The following is a 15,466-nucleotide window of genomic DNA, read 5'->3' as shown; positions in this document are numbered from 1 at the left end:
TCACGATCACAACAAATTCAAACCCTCCCTTTTAGGGGAGGGATAGGGAGGGGCTAATGAAATTCAAACTAACACCACTAAACTTTTGTACGGCCGCGTTTCTATTCATTGCGGTATACGTGTGGATCTATGGCGGGGCAACTGTGGCAAGCAGCGGTGTATATAACCACCTGTCAGCTGCCATTGGCTGGATATTTTTGCTGTTTGCGGTAGTTGTGTCATTCCTGGATATAATTTTCCGCAATTACTTTAAGGAACTTAAAAACGTATGGTGGGTTGAACTAAGCTTTATAACTTTGACGGCCATTATCTTTTTACTGGTTAAATAACACTGAATGAAAACTGCTGAAATTAAACTCACTATAGACCTTGACGACCATAATGTTCCCGAAACCATCATGTGGGAGTCGACCGACTCGAAGGAAAAGGAAGCCTTGCCCGTAAAGTCGATGATGCTGGCTTTGTGGGACGATAATTATAAGAATACGTTGCGCATTGACCTTTGGACAAAGGACATGCCCGTAGACCAGATGAAACGTTTCTTTTACGAAACGCTAATGACCATGGGCGACAGTTTTTTACGCGCCACCGGCGAGGAAAATATTGTTGAAGACCTGCGCGACTATTGCGCACACTTTGCAGAAAAGATGGAGTTAAGTAAGTAACACATGCGACGCATACTTGCACTGCTTGGTTTTGTACTGGTTATAGTTGGCACTTACTGCCCGCTGCTGAGGCCGTTCTACCTTTTCGACTGGAATTTGTATGCGGTGAATAAACCTTATGGCGTTGTGATATTTGTTGTCGCGGTTGGAGGTATCGCTTCATTTAAGCCGCAGCTGCGCAGGGCTATTGCCTGGACATTATTTCTGCTGATAGTCATATTATATGTTGGCGCACTTGTTAAGGTACATACCTCGTTCAGCTTTATTCCATTCAAAAATATCTCGGCCAAATTATCGCACCTCATAAAATTCAGGTGGGGCTGGTCAGTGTTGTTCGGCGGCAGTTTCCTGGCAATTATCGGCAGCCGTGTTGATACCAAACAAGTTGTTTATAAAAAGGTGCCGCCGCCATCTGTCTAAAAATTACAAATTTCGCTTTCTCCCAACTCTACGTTTAATAATTACGTATACTTGACTGTGAAAACAAATGTGCGGGCTTAACACCTGTACGTATTGATTAAACTCTACTTCAACCATGCTAAAATTAAGTTTCAGGCAGCAGGTGCTTACCGGCTTCGCGATCGCAATTATTCTTGTTTTTGTTGTCGGTATTTTCTCTTACACCAGTATCCGTCAGCTGCAAAGCGACCAGGAAAAGGTTAACCACAGCCAGCAGATCATAAAGTCGTCGCGCCAGGTGCTGCAATATTTGATAGATGCAGAGACGGGCGCGCGCGGGTATTTCGCTACAGGCGAAAGCGAATTCCTGGAACCCTTCCACACCAGCGAAGCTAATATTGCTCCCGTATTGGCCGGCCTTAAAACGTTGTCGCAAAACGATGAGGTAAGCAGTAAAAATATCGACTCGCTGGTACAATCTGCTACAGAACGCCTCAATATCATTCGCGACAATATTACCGACCGTAAAGAAAAAGGCTTGCAATACCTGGTTGATAATAAGCTGATGCAAAACGGTAAAAAATCTATGGACCATATCAGGAAGCTGATCGCGGCTATAGATGAGATGGAAAGCAAGATCCTTACTGCCCGTAAAACCCGGACAGAGGAAGCAGCCACCTTCACTATTATGACCATTGTTGGCGGCTCATCTATTTTCCTGGTCATTATCATAGTACTGTTCCTTTACATCCAAAAAACATTCGATCAGCAAAAGAAAATAGAGGCCGAGATAAAAGATGCTAACGGCCAGTTAGAAATAATTCTTGGCGAGAATGAAGCAAAGAATTGGCTGCTTACAGGTGCCGGCCTGCTGAATGAGAAAATGCAAGGGCAGCAAAAAGAGCAGGAACTTGCAGACAACGTGCTGGCAGAAGTGTCTAATTACACAAAAGCCATCAGCGCTACTTTCTACCTGTTTAATGAAGACAGGGACGAACTGGAACTGTGCTCATATTACGCCTTCCACGATTTAAGCAAGATCAAGAAAAACATAAAACTGTCTGAAAGCTGGTTAGGGCAGGTTGCCAAAGATCAAAAGGCAGCAACCATTAAAGGCAGCCTGAACCAAAAACTCGAGTTGGAAACTTCTATCATCAGTCAGGAATTGTCAGAGGTATTTATCGTCCCGGTTTTCTTTGATAAAAAGCTGATGGGCGTTATGGAATTGGCTTACCAGAATGGGCTAAATGATTCTATAAGGGACTACGTTTTGCTGGTAGCAAAAGATATCGGCGTGGCGTTGCATACCGCTCAGGCACGTACCATAATGCAAAACCTGTTCGAGGAAACCCAGCAGCAAGCCGAAGAACTGGAGGCACAGCAGGAGGAAATGCGTGTAACCAACGAGGAGTTGTTAAGCAAGACTGAAATGCTGCAAGCATCAGAAGAGGAGCTTAAAGTGCAACAAGAGGAACTGCGCACAATTAATGCAGAACTGGAAGAGAAAGCCAGTTTGATGGAAGAAAAAAACCAGGCAATAGAAGAAGCCCGCCTGGACATCAGCCGAAAGGTTGAGGAGCTGGAAACTACCGGTCGTTACAAGTCGGAGTTCCTGGCCAATATGAGTCACGAGTTGCGTACGCCGTTAAACAGTATTTTGGTGCTTGCGCGGATACTTAAAGACAACAAAGCCGATAACCTGTCGACAGAGCAGATCAAATACGCAAGCGTGATTTTCAACGCGGGTAATGACTTGTTGACGCTGATCAATGACATTCTTGACCTGGCTAAGATCGAGTCGGGTAAATTTGAATTGCAGAATGAGCGCATTGCCGTAGAGGAAATTGTTGACGATATGGAAATGCTTTTTGCCGAAACCGCAAGTAACAAGCGCATCAACTTCAGCAAAAAGATTACCACCGCACCAAGCCATATTCTTGTAGATAAAGTGCGTGTAGAACAGGTAATTAAAAACCTGTTATCAAACGCGTTTAAGTTTACGCCCGAAGAAGGCCAAATATCAGTTACTGCATCTGCAGGTAAAACACCGGGCACCATCAGCTTCAGTGTAAAAGATTCGGGTATTGGTATCCCTGCCGATAAGCAGAAGCTCATTTTCGAAGCCTTTCAGCAAGCAGACGGCTCAACCAGCCGTAAATACGGCGGCACAGGTTTAGGATTATCCATCAGCCGGGAATTAGCGAACCTCCTGGGCGGAAATCTGTCGCTCATCAGCGAGCCGGGCAAAGGCAGCGAGTTTATACTTACTATTCCGGTAACGGCCGCAGAACAGGTAGCAAAACAAGAAGAAACAGTGCCAACGGTAGAAAGCTTTGAACCTGCCGAGGTACAAATGCCTGTTTTGGCAAGGCCGCAAAATATCGATCCCAACCGCCCGCCAACGGTAGTGATCGTTGAGGACGATAAAAACTTTGCTGATATATTAGAGAATTACGCTAAGGATCATGGCTACAATGCCATATTGGTTAATGAAGGTACTAACGCGGTTCAAATTATTGCTGATAATATGCCCGATGCGGTAATTCTTGACATCATGCTGCCGGGTAAAGATGGCTGGCAGATTTTGAAGGAGTTGAAACAGGTTTCTGATTTGAAGGATATCCCGGTGCACCTGATGTCGGCCGGTGAAGCTGCTGAGAAGAAAGTAAAAAGCGAAGGCGCCATCAGCTTCATGAAAAAGCCTATAAAGGCAGAGGCGATCGACAAGTTATTTGGCGATATCATTAAACAAAGCGGCAGCCAGATAAAGCAGATATTGTTAGTTGAAGACCACCAGGCACAAAGTGATGCGCTGAAAGAGCTGATGCAGAAACAAGGGATTACTGTACAGCAAGCCTTTGATGGCGAAAGCGCGTTTGAGATGTTACAGCAAGACGAGTACCAGTGCGTAATACTTGATTTAAACCTGCCGGATATTTCGGGCCTCGATCTTTTAGACAAGATCAAAGCGGTTGACAAGTTCGCATCATTACCGATCATCGTTAACACGGCTATGGAGTTAGATAAAAACTCGGTGAGCAGGCTGATGCAATACGCCAACGCGATGGTGGTAAAAACCAATAAATCTTCGGACAGATTGATTGATGAAGTAAACCTGTTCTTGCACAAATTAAACTCGGCATCGCCGGTTGCACCTGTTGCCAACCCGATGGTTAAAAAGGGCGGCGGCTTAAGCAAAGAATCCCTCAAAGGCAAAAAAGTATTGTTGGTGGATGATGACATGCGCAACATATTTGCGTTGAGCAGTGCCTTGCAGACCTACGACCTGGTTGTTGAGATCGCCAATGATGGGGAAGAGGCTTTACAAAAACTGGATGAGATTGATGGCATAGACATTGTACTGATGGACATTATGATGCCGAAAATGGATGGTTACGAAGCTACACGCGAGATAAGAAAAAACATTAAGTGGTCTAAACTGCCGGTGATTGCGCTTACAGCAAAAGCCATGAAAGACGACCGCGACAAATGTATAGCAGCCGGGGCAAATGACTATATAACCAAACCTGTTGATATTGACAGGCTAATTTCGCTGATGCAGTTGTGGATTGTGAGTTAAGAGATGGCTGCCCCGGTTTACGATAACATTACACCACAGCAAATAGCAGACCTTGTAAATATCATAAAAGAAATTCACGGGTTTGATTTTTCGCAATATTCTAAAGCGTCTTTTAAGCGTAGGATCGTGCGTATCATGCAGCTTAAAAAGCTGGAGTTTGCAGACCTGAAATATTCGCTGGTTAATGACGAGCAGTTTTTTCAAGAATTTTTGATAGAGATTACGGTAAACGTTACAGAGATGTTCCGCGACCCGAATTTTTATCGTGCTTTAAAGGATACTGTGCTGCCGTACCTGTCGTCGTATCAACACATTAAAATCTGGAGTGCAGGCTGCTCTACCGGCGAGGAAGTTTATTCTTTGGCAATCTTGTTGAAGGAGCTTGGCCTAAAAGAGAAATCTTTTATCTACGGGACAGACATTAATTCCGACGTGTTAAAAACTGCACGTAAAGGTATCTATACATTACGCAGGGTAAAGGAGTTCGCCGAAAACTACAACCTCACAGGTTTACCCGGAACCATCACAGACCACTTTACATTGATGTATGATGCGGCAAGCATTCACAGCGAGTTAAAACAGCAAACATTGTTTTCGCTGCATAACTTAATTTCAGATCAGATATTTAACGAATTCCAGCTCATTAGCTGTCGTAACGTCTTCATTTATTTTGAGCCCGACTTGCAGGAAAAAATCCTCGATCTTTTTTACCGCAGCCTCTGCCCGTTCGGTTTTTTATGCCTTGGAAACAAGGAGGCTATCCGTTCAGAAAGCTTCCGTAAGAAGTTTAAAACCGTCAATCAAAAGGAGAATATTTACCAAAAGATTGAAATCTGATTACTCTTATTGGGAATATTTTTTTCACTTTTGAAAACTATCTAAAAAGACATCACGTAAATATCCATGATTTTTTACGGAAAGAATTTGTGCGCTTTTTGTGTGGCGTGCTGTTTCTGACACTGTCCTTATCTACTTAGACTTGCATGAACGCTATCAATATCTTGATCGTTGACGATCGCTTGGAGAATATTATCGCCCTCGAAGCATTGTTGCAACGCGATGATATCCATTTATTTACAACCACATCTCCCAATGAGGCGCTAAAAATAGCCTGGGACAATCATATATCCATTGCGCTTGTAGACGTTCAAATGCCCGAAATGGATGGCTTTGAACTGGTAGAGATGCTTAAATCAAATCCGCGTACACGCGATATCATGGTGCTTTTTGTAACCGCGATATCTAAAGAAACCAAATACGCGGTGAGAGGCCTCGGCGCGGGAGCGATCGACTATTTGTTTAAACCGCTGGACCCTTACGTAACCGCTGCCAAAGTAGATTCATTTATCCAATTGTCAAAAAGCCGCAGGGAGTTGAAGCAGAAAAACGAAGAACTGCAGAACTATGCTATTGTCGTCAAGAACTCCGCCGATATCATTTGCACACTAAATGCCGACTCTTTAGAAGTCGTAACTATCAACAGGGCGGTAGAGAAAATCACGGGCTACACCCCGGCATCGTTAATTGGTAAAAATTTAACCACAATCGCTCCTGTGGAAGAACAGGTATCGTTCGCAGACCACCTAAAGCAAGCGGTTAAAGATCACAGCGCCTTTAGCGCTTTCGAGTGCAAATTTCAGCATGTTGATGGTCATACCATTTGGGTAGAATGCCGGGTTAGTTACCGCAGCAGTACCTTATTTGTTAATATTAGCGATATTACCAATCAAAAGAATTATCAGGCCGAACTGATCAACTCAAAGGAAGCGGCAGAGTATGGCAAAAAGGTTAAAGAGAATTTTTTGGCTAACATGAGCCATGAACTGCGCACGCCTGTGAACGGTATAATCGGCTTAACCGATATGCTGACCAAAACCCAATTAGACGATCAGCAGAAGAACGTAATATCCCTGCTTAATACCACCGCTAAATCTTTGTTGGGGGTAATTAATGATGTATTGGATATTTCAAAGATAGAGGCCGGCAAGTTTAACATATCTCCTGCACCAAACAACATCCGTGATGTCGCCCAATCTGTTTATGACCTTTTAAAGTACAAAGCCGATGAGCAAGATATCGAGCTGATACTTGACATGCCGGCTGCGATGCCGCAGTATGTTATGGTTGATTCGCTGCGGCTTAACCAAATATTGATGAACCTGGTAAGCAACGCCATTAAGTTTACCAATGTGGGTTATGTAAGTATAGATGGCAAGATTCTTGATACTGAAAAGAAACGGATTAAAATAGAACTGAACGTTGTAGATACCGGTATAGGTATCTCTGACGAGAAACTGCAACGGATCTTTGACGCTTTTGAACAGGCAGATGATGACACAGCTGCAAAGTACGGCGGCACAGGTTTAGGGCTGGCCATCGTAAAAAAACTAGCTGAACTAATGGGCGGCGATTTATCTGTAAGCAGCACACCCGGCAAGGGAAGCAAATTTACATTTACCAACTGGTACGATATAGTGGAGAACATTAACCAACCGGCAGACGCGAAACTTAAGGCTAAAGACCTGCCGCCATTTGACAACGCGAAGGTACTTGTGGCCGAGGATAACATGGTTAATCAATTTATGATGACCAAACTGTTAAAAGGCTGGAATATCAATATGGAGATTGTCGATACGGGCGTTAAAGCTGTAGAAGCTGCTACCAATAACGACTTTGACGTGATCTTGATGGACACCCACATGCCTGAGATGGACGGTTATGAAGCTGCTAAACGCATACGCCAGATAGCGCATGACGGCCGCAAAGCCGTGCCCATCATTTCACTTTCAGCAGCAAGTTTTGACCATGAAAAGGCTGAGGCGCTCGCCAGCGGCATGAATGATGTATTAGTAAAACCGTTCCAGCCGCACGAATTGCATGGTATGATCGGCAAGTTGATAGGTAAGTAAATATCTCAAAGTTTCGGTTTTAAGCCCTTCCGTAGTTTAGCCACTTTTAAACTACCTTTGCGTAATGCAAACGCTTAGGCATACGCTGTTTTTACTTAAAAAAGAGATCTTGTTAGAGTGGCGCTCCAAGTACGCTTTTAATGGTGTGCTGCTCTATATCGTTTCAACAGTGTTCGTTTGCTATATCTCGTTTAATCTTAGCGCGGGCTTCACTAGCAGCACGGGATATCCCCTAGTATGGAATGTGCTTTTTTGGATCATCATGCTTTTCGCCGCGGTTAATGCCATTGCCAAAAGCTTTTTGCAGGAAGGTAAAAGCCGCATGTTGTATTACTATTCAATAGCAAGTCCGCAAGCCATAATTCTGGCCAAAATCATTTATAATGTGTTGTTAATGACATTATTAAGCGTGCTAACTTTGTTGGTTTACTCGTTATTTTTTGTGAACACGGTAGGCGATGGGCTCTATTATTTTATCGTCGTTCTGTTAGGCAGCATCAGTTTTGCAACGGTATTTACGATGATAGCCGCGGTTGCCGCTAAGGCAGGAAATGGCGGAACACTGATGGCTGTACTAAGCTTTCCTATCATCATCCCGGTTATTTTATTACTGATTAAAACCAGCAAGATTGCCATGGATGGGCTCGAGCGTAGTTTCGGCTACGCCAACATCGGCATTTTGTGTGCGGTTAACGTAATGGTGGTAGCGGCCTCGCTGATATTATTCCCTTACCTGTGGCAGGATTAATTTTTCTGCTAAATTTGGTTCATCAACACTTCATTAAATCCGCTTAAAATTACGGCAGTTAAGTAAATGCGCTATTTCTGTACCCTTATTGCCTGCCTTCTTTTTTCTATGAAAGTATTGGCACAAGCCGGCACCATTACCGGCAAGGTGACTATTAAAAGCACCGGCGAACCGTTGAGCCATGCGAGTGTGTTTCTAAGCAACGCCACCTTTGGAACATCAACCGCTGCCGACGGTACATTCGCGCTCTACAACGTAAAACCCGGACAGTATGAATTGGTAGTGACTTCGTTAGGCTACGAAGACTATCTGCAAACGATTGTAGTAGGCAAAAACCCGATTACCATAAAAGCCGAGGTTGTACCTAAAGTTACGCAATTGCGCGAGGTGATGATCACCAGCGGCGGCAGCTGGAAACGCAATTATGAACAGTTTTTAAAAGATTTTATCGGCGATACGCCGGATGGAAAGCTGTGTAAGATCATCAACCCTAAAGACCTTAACCTGCTTAACCATAAAACCAAAAAATACCTGGAAGGCTACTCTTATGACTTTTTAGATATCGATAATTACGCCATTGGTTACAAGCTAAGGATATTACTAAAGGAATTTAAAAGCGACAACCTGAACCATATTATCTCCTGGACAGGTAAAGTGCTTTATCAGGAACTACCGGGAACAGCAGCGCAAAAGGCCAAATGGGCTGCCCGCCGCGAAGAGATCTATTACGGCTCCGCCATGCAGTTTTATCGATCGCTTATTCATAACACGATGGATAAGGACGGTTTTGTGATACGCATATTGCAGCGAAAGCCGAACTTACAGCGACCATCGGAAGAATTGATACAGCAAAAACTGGATAAATTTAAAGCTGCCGGCAACCGCGACTCGGTGATGTTTTGGGCAAAGTTAGAAGAGCTGCCCAAATATGATGAACACCTCATCAGACAGCCGCTAAAAGTTGACAATGTTTTACACCCAACGCAAATGCCGGGTATATACGCCATGGCTTTCCCGGGCTGTTTATATGTAGTTTACACAAAAAAGAAAGAGACCTTTGACTTTAAGGACCTTTACCGCCCGCTGGATATGGAAAACTTTGAGACCAGCATCATTACCTTATACAATGACTATGTTTTGTTTGACGACAACGGCGTGGTGGTATCGCCGGGTAATACTTTGTATGAAGGCAACTGGTCGCTTTCTAAAGTGGCGCAATTGCTACCGGTTGATTATTTGCCTGAAGGGGTGAAGAATTAGTAACAAAATAATGTAGTGCAATCTTTGGCGGGCGAACAGCGTTACGGACAGGAGCGGCATCATGAGCAGCAGATACAGCGTATGGCCCGACCCCTCCCGATGACTATGCGGATCAGGGTTTACGAGAGTTGAGTTAGCGATTGAAGCGGATACCAGCCTGTGGCTAAGGCGTTGTGCAGTATGAGCGTAAATCACGGCCACAACATTGTTTTAGTAACGCCCAATTTACATGACAGCGCACCTAGAATACTACCCTGGAAATCTATTCCACAAGAATGCTAATGTTGCAGATTTTAATTATCACAAGCAGTTACTCTTAAACTTTACACTGAAAATTTAAGAAACGTATTTACTAAACATCAAAACTATTTCACGAATCAACCTTTTCAAATTCCAATAGGTAACTACTTCTTAAACTAAAACCGTCTTTAAATACTATATCCTTAGTGTAAATTGGCAAGCATTGTAACCCTGTTAAATTTTTATGCATGCATAGTAAAAATTGGTTATTTGCTTAACTTTGCAGGGTTTTAAACAGCATGAAGTTTATATACCAAACCTGGTGGAAAGTACTTACCGTACTGATCATTTTTTATACCCTCTTCGCGGGTTTGCTGTTGGGCGTACCAAGGCTGCCTATAATGCACGAGACCATTCGCAATGTTTACTTTCATGTGCCCATGTGGATGGCCATGTTCACGGTGTTCACCATCTCGGTTATTTACAGCATTAAATATCTTTCAACTCAAAAGCCGGAGTATGATCTTATCGCTGTTGAATGCGCGAATACGGGCATATTCTTTTTTATTATTGGGTTGGTTACCGGCATGCTTTGGGCCAAGTATACCTGGGGCGAATTTTGGAGCAATGACCCTAAACAAAACAGCGCGGCCATTGCTTTCTTACTGTACTGTGCTTACCTGGTGCTTAGAAATTCTATTGATGAAGAGCAAAAGCGCGCCAAGATATCGGCAGTATACAACATTTTTGCCTTCCCGGTAATGATAGTACTTATTATGGTATTGCCCCGCATGACGGATTCTTTGCACCCCGGTAATGGCGGTAACCCTGCATTTGGCAAGCTTGACTTAGACAACCGTATGCGTATTGTACTTTATCCGGCATTTATAGGATGGAGCCTTTTAGCAGTATGGGTAGCAACTTTGCGATACCGCATGAGCGCAATTGAATACAAAAAAAACAACATCGACTAAATGAAGAAATTATTCACCCTTATCATTTTGCTTGCAGCGTACATGCCCGTTTTTGCGCAGCAACAGGTAGAAATGGCCGATACTATGCGCAGCAACGGTTACATATACGTGGTTGTTGGCACTATCGCGATTGTATTTGTAGGGCTTGCCATTTACTTATTCATGATGGACAGCCGCTTAAAAAAACTTGAAAAACGCGGTTAGATCCGCTTAAACAGAACCAATTATTTACTTAATATTTTAATTATGGCTACAAATCTTAATGTTGTATACGGAGACACGCATTTTTTTGGAGATGTGTGCAAAAACTTCGACTATGCAGCACAGTTTACCCAGCATGATGCCGGCCTGTTAGACCAGATAAAATCATGTAACAGCGTTTATCGTTTCCGTTTTCCTATACGTAAAGGCAATGGTTTCGAGGTGATAGACGCCTGGAGGGTAGAACACTCGCACCACCAGTCGCCAACTAAAGGCGGTATCCGCTACAGCGATATGGTTAACGAGGACGAAGTAATGGCGCTTGCCGCCTTGATGACTTATAAATGTGCTATCGTAAACGTTCCATTTGGCGGCGCTAAAGGTGGTATCAAGATCAACCCCAAGAATTATACAGTACAAGAGTTAGAGAACATAACCCGCCGCTATACGGTGGAATTGATCAAGAAAAACTTTATTGGCCCAAGTACAGACGTTCCGGCCCCTGATTATGGATCAGGCGAGCGCGAAATGGGCTGGATTGCAGATACTTATTCAACAATGAACCCTGGTCAGCTGGATTCACTAGGTGCAGTAACCGGTAAACCACTTTCATTGCACGGTATTGCGGGCCGCCGAGAGGCTACCGGCCGGGGCGTGGCAATGGCCGTGCGCGAGTGTGTAAGTGTTGCAGAAGATATGCAAGCCATCGGTTTAACTGCCGGTATCAATGGCAAACGTGTGATTGTGCAGGGCCTTGGTAATGTAGGCTTTTATTCTGCTAAATTTTTGGCAGAATATGGTGCTACCATTGTTGGCCTTTGCGAATACGAAGGCGCCATCTACAATGAAAACGGACTTGATGTTGACGCCGTTTTCCAGCACCGTAAAGAAACCGGCTCTATCTTAGGTTATCCTGGTGCCAAAGAATTCAAAAATTCAGGCGAAGGTTTGGAGCAGCCATGCGATATTTTGGTGCCTGCTGCTTTGGAAAATCAAATTACGGTTGAGAACGTTGGCCGTTTGCAAACCAAAATAATTGCAGAGGGTGCTAACGGACCAACCAGTCCCGAAGCTGAAGCGATATTCTATAAAAACGGTGGTATCATCATCCCTGATATGTACGCCAATGCCGGCGGTGTTACCGTTTCTTATTTCGAATGGTTAAAGAACCTTTCGCACGTAGCGTTTGGGCGTATGAACCGCCGCTTCGAAGAAAATGCCAACAAAAATTTGGTAAACATGGTAGAAGGTATTACTGGTGTGGCATTAACAGATGTACAACGCAATGCCATTGTGAAAGGCGCTACCGAATTAGAACTGGTTAACTCTGGCTTAGAAGATACCATGATCCGCTCTTACCACGAGATCCGCAGTATTTACAAAGGCAATTCTAAGATAGATACTATGCGTACTGCCGCTTTGGTAGGTTCTATAAACAAGATCGCGATATCATACCAAAACCTTGGTGTTTGGCCGTGATCGGTCAATAAATGTATTTATAGCCCCGGTTTGGAAACATGCCGGGGCTTTTTGTTTCTGAGGGCTTAGGCTATTTCAATCTTTTGCCCTAAACTTGCAATAAGATATCATGAAAGCATTTTACGGCGATCTTAAATTGGGCATATTAGGCGGCGGTCAGCTGGGCCGGATGCTTATACAGCAAGCGATAAACTACAATGTAACCGTAAAGGTGCTTGACCCGGACAGGGAAGCTCCCTGCCGCAAACTATGCGACGAGTTTACCGTGGGGTCTTTGCAGGATTTTGATACCGTTTATAAATTCGGCAAAACTGTCGACCTCATCACCATTGAAATTGAAAAGGTAAATGTAGACGCGCTTGAGAAATTGGAACGTGAGGGGGTAACAGTTTATCCGCAACCGCGTGTCATTCGCCTGATACAGGATAAAGGCCTGCAAAAGCAATTCTTCAAGGAAAACGACATCCCAACGGCAGAGTTTCAATCAATAACTAATGTTGCCGATTTGAAGCACGCGCATATTAAGTTCCCATATATTCAAAAGCTTCGCCGGGACGGATATGATGGTAAAGGCGTTTATAAGGTGATAGATGAGACTTACCTTGACAAAGCCTTTACACATCCGAGCATCATTGAAGAGTGGATTGATTTTGAGAAAGAGATAGCAGTTATAGTCGCACGCAACGATGATGGCGAGATAAAGGCTTTCCCGATGGTAGAGATGGAATTTAACCCGGAAGCTAATTTGGTAGAATTTCTGATATCGCCGTCGACACTGCCATTTGAACTGCATCAGCAGGCTGAAGAAATTGCAAAAGATATTGCAGGCAAACTTAAAATTGTGGGTTTACTGGCAGTGGAAATGTTTTTAGATAAACATGGCAGGATATTGGTTAACGAACTGGCTCCGCGTCCGCATAATAGCGGGCACCAAACTATAGAGGGTAATGTGGTTTCGCAATTCGAGCAGCATTTGCGGGCAATTTTTAATCAGCCCTTGGGCGACACTGACTGCCTGAACAATGCCGTAATGATTAACTTGCTTGGCGAAGCCGGACACGAAGGCCCCGCTGTGTACCAGGGCATCGAAAAAGCGTTAAAACGGGAAGGTGTTTACATACACCTGTATGGCAAAGCGCTTACTAAACCCTTTCGTAAAATGGGACATATAACCGTTGTCGACGCGGACCGTGCAAAAGCTATTGAAAAAGCGCGTTACGTGCAGGATATTTTGAAGGTGGTGAGTTAAGTGAGCGCCATTGGACGAGATCATTATTTATAAATCAAGATGGAAAGCAATAAGATTGATGCTGTTAGTCTCGGTGTTTGTAATCCCATCCGCTTGGATGATAATCACTAATCGGTATAATGACATTCCCTGGATTAATTGGTTTTGCATTTGTTTTTTCGGGTTGGGATATCCGTTCGCGTTGTTTAACCTGTTTGACCGCCGTCCGCAGATCATCATTAATGAAACGGGCATTTTCGACCGTACTGCCTATAACGATTTTGTGAACTGGAACACCATTGACCATGCTTACTGGATCACAATACATAAACAGCCTTTTGTTTGCCTCATCATAAAAGAAGAATATAAGGACCTGATAAAAGGCAGCCCCCGCATGAAAAAGGTAAATGAGGCTATGGGCTTCCAGGAGATAAACATTAGTTTGGGCAGTGTGAGCAATGTAGACCAGCAAAAACTTACGGCCTTAATTATTAATTTAGCCAACGCGAAGCCGATGGACAGAAGCCGGATGCTTGCAGGCTACACCTTAAATACACCAAAATGAGCGAAGCAAAAGTTGGAATTATAATGGGCAGCAAAAGCGACCTGAACATTATGCAGGATGCAGCCGACATCTTAAAAGACCTTGGCGTAAATCACGAAATAACAGTTGTATCTGCGCACCGCACTCCCGACCGTATGTTTGACTATGCCCGCACAGCCGAAAGCCGGGGCCTAAAAGTGATAATCGCCGGCGCAGGCGGCGCAGCCCACCTGCCGGGTATGGTTGCATCATTAACCCATTTGCCTGTAATTGGTGTGCCTGTAAAGTCGAGTAATTCCATTGACGGCTGGGACTCTGTGCTGTCTATCCTGCAAATGCCTAACGGAATTCCTGTAGCTACCGTGGCATTAAACGCTGCTAAAAACGCAGGTATATTGGCCGCGCAGATCATTGCCATAGCAGACGAAGCCGTAACTCAGAATTTGAAGATCTATAAGGAAGATTTGAAATCAAAGGTTGAAGAATCTGCAAAAGAGATGAAAGATATTGGGTATCCAAGCAAGTATTAGCCATTCTGTAAATAGTTCCGTCTCCTCAGAAAAGCATTTGGGGCAGCTATTAGTTTAACATCGGGTTTTCAGGGAAGTTTACAATGTGCGCGTAGCGCTGCCCAAGGCTAATGATCACTTCCTTCCATAGTTCCTGGTCATCACTTTTAAACAAGGTGTCTGTATCAAATTTGCTGGCAACTATCCAGGCATTTTCATTAATCTCGTATTCCAGTTGCCCGCCGCTCCAACCGGAATAACCCGCAAAAAACTTGATCTCATCTTCGGTTACCTGGTAGGTGCTCACCAGATCTTTTACATGTTCAAAATCGCCGCCCCAAAATATACCCGTTGCTATTTCTATACCACCACTTATCTTTTCCGGCACACAATGTATAAAGTGCAGCGTATCTGTGCCAACCGGTCCGCCAATAAAAACAGGCAGGTCAGAATAAGAAACGTTAGGCAACACATCGCTTAATAAATACACGCTTTGCTGGTTAAGCACAAACCCTACAGATCCATCCTCGGTATGCTCAGTCAATAATACAACCGAGCGTTTAAAGTTGGGGTCCATCATAAATGGTTCTGAAATCAATAAACGGCCGGGCGCAGCCACCACATTACTAAGCATATTATTAGCGTTTTATTTATAACGTTAAGCACAAATTTATGTTCTGATAACGGTAAAGTATTAACTCAACATAAGCTATTACTCAACGGTATTTGT

The 15,466-nt window shown here is 43.9% G+C and carries 15 protein-coding genes; 14 read left to right on the top strand and 1 reads right to left on the bottom strand.

Translation table 11 applies throughout. The features are described from left to right. The first annotated feature begins 56 nt into the window (after positions 1–56). The 14 genes from GO620_RS09400 (at position 57) to purE (ending at position 14,757) form a co-directional block, all read left to right on the top strand. The gene (locus GO620_RS09400; RefSeq protein ID WP_157526040.1) at positions 57–329 is read left to right on the top strand and encodes a hypothetical protein; all 273 of its coding nucleotides are present in this window, start codon (positions 57–59) and stop codon (positions 327–329) included. A gap of 6 nt (positions 330–335) precedes the next feature. Then, positions 336–665 (top strand): gliding motility protein GldC, encoded by a 330-nt coding sequence (gene gldC, locus GO620_RS09395; RefSeq protein WP_157526038.1) that lies wholly within the window; start codon positions 336–338, stop codon positions 663–665. A 3-nt stretch (positions 666–668) separates the two neighbouring features. Then, a complete protein-coding gene (locus GO620_RS09390; RefSeq protein WP_157526036.1) occupies positions 669–1,085 on the top strand; it encodes a hypothetical protein in 417 nt (138 codons plus the stop codon). 115 nt (positions 1,086–1,200) lie between these two features. Next, on the top strand, positions 1,201–4,644 hold the full coding sequence (locus tag GO620_RS09385; protein ID WP_157526034.1) for a response regulator: 3,444 nt from the start codon (positions 1,201–1,203) through the stop codon (positions 4,642–4,644). Between the two features lie 3 nt (positions 4,645–4,647). Next, the gene (locus GO620_RS09380) at positions 4,648–5,481 is read left to right on the top strand and encodes a CheR family methyltransferase (RefSeq protein ID WP_157526032.1); all 834 of its coding nucleotides are present in this window, start codon (positions 4,648–4,650) and stop codon (positions 5,479–5,481) included. 146 nt (positions 5,482–5,627) lie between these two features. Continuing rightward, complete coding sequence (locus GO620_RS09375; RefSeq protein WP_157526030.1) at positions 5,628–7,553, top strand: response regulator; 1,926 nt, start codon at positions 5,628–5,630, stop codon at positions 7,551–7,553. A 64-nt stretch (positions 7,554–7,617) separates the two neighbouring features. Continuing rightward, positions 7,618–8,301, top strand: a complete 684-nt coding sequence (locus GO620_RS09370) for a heme exporter protein CcmB (RefSeq protein WP_157526028.1) — start codon at positions 7,618–7,620, stop codon at positions 8,299–8,301. 108 nt (positions 8,302–8,409) lie between these two features. After that, complete coding sequence (locus GO620_RS09365; RefSeq protein WP_198173588.1) at positions 8,410–9,561, top strand: carboxypeptidase-like regulatory domain-containing protein; 1,152 nt, start codon at positions 8,410–8,412, stop codon at positions 9,559–9,561. Positions 9,562–10,100: 539 nt separating this feature from the next. Next, complete coding sequence (ccsA, locus tag GO620_RS09360; protein ID WP_157526024.1) at positions 10,101–10,775, top strand: cytochrome c biogenesis protein CcsA; 675 nt, start codon at positions 10,101–10,103, stop codon at positions 10,773–10,775. Then, positions 10,776–10,979, top strand: coding sequence for a CcmD family protein (locus GO620_RS09355; protein ID WP_157526022.1), 204 nt, complete (start codon positions 10,776–10,778; stop codon positions 10,977–10,979). Positions 10,980–11,021: 42 nt separating this feature from the next. Further along, a complete protein-coding gene (locus GO620_RS09350) occupies positions 11,022–12,455 on the top strand; it encodes a Glu/Leu/Phe/Val family dehydrogenase (protein ID WP_157526020.1) in 1,434 nt (477 codons plus the stop codon). A gap of 109 nt (positions 12,456–12,564) precedes the next feature. Then, positions 12,565–13,704: a 5-(carboxyamino)imidazole ribonucleotide synthase gene (locus tag GO620_RS09345; RefSeq protein ID WP_157526018.1), complete on the top strand. Its 1,140-nt coding sequence runs from the start codon at positions 12,565–12,567 to the stop codon at positions 13,702–13,704. Between the two features lie 58 nt (positions 13,705–13,762). Then, positions 13,763–14,248, top strand: a complete 486-nt coding sequence (locus GO620_RS09340; protein WP_317198302.1) for an STM3941 family protein — start codon at positions 13,763–13,765, stop codon at positions 14,246–14,248. Continuing rightward, entirely contained in the window at positions 14,245–14,757 is a 513-nt protein-coding gene (gene purE / locus GO620_RS09335) for a 5-(carboxyamino)imidazole ribonucleotide mutase (protein ID WP_157526014.1), read from the top strand. Before GO620_RS09340 ends, purE begins: the two co-directional genes overlap by 4 nt. A 49-nt stretch (positions 14,758–14,806) precedes the next feature. Here the strand turns inward: purE and GO620_RS09330 are convergent, their stop codons facing one another. Then, the gene (locus GO620_RS09330; RefSeq protein WP_157526012.1) at positions 14,807–15,370 is read right to left on the bottom strand and encodes a YqgE/AlgH family protein; all 564 of its coding nucleotides are present in this window, start codon (positions 15,368–15,370) and stop codon (positions 14,807–14,809) included. Positions 15,371–15,466 lie beyond the last annotated feature (96 nt).

Origin of the sequence: Mucilaginibacter ginkgonis (assembly GCF_009754905.2) — a bacterium.
Lineage (GTDB): Bacteria > Bacteroidota > Bacteroidia > Sphingobacteriales > Sphingobacteriaceae > Mucilaginibacter > Mucilaginibacter ginkgonis.
The sequence above is the reverse complement of the archived record's forward strand: the minus strand, read 5'-3'. Positions and strand labels throughout refer to the sequence as shown.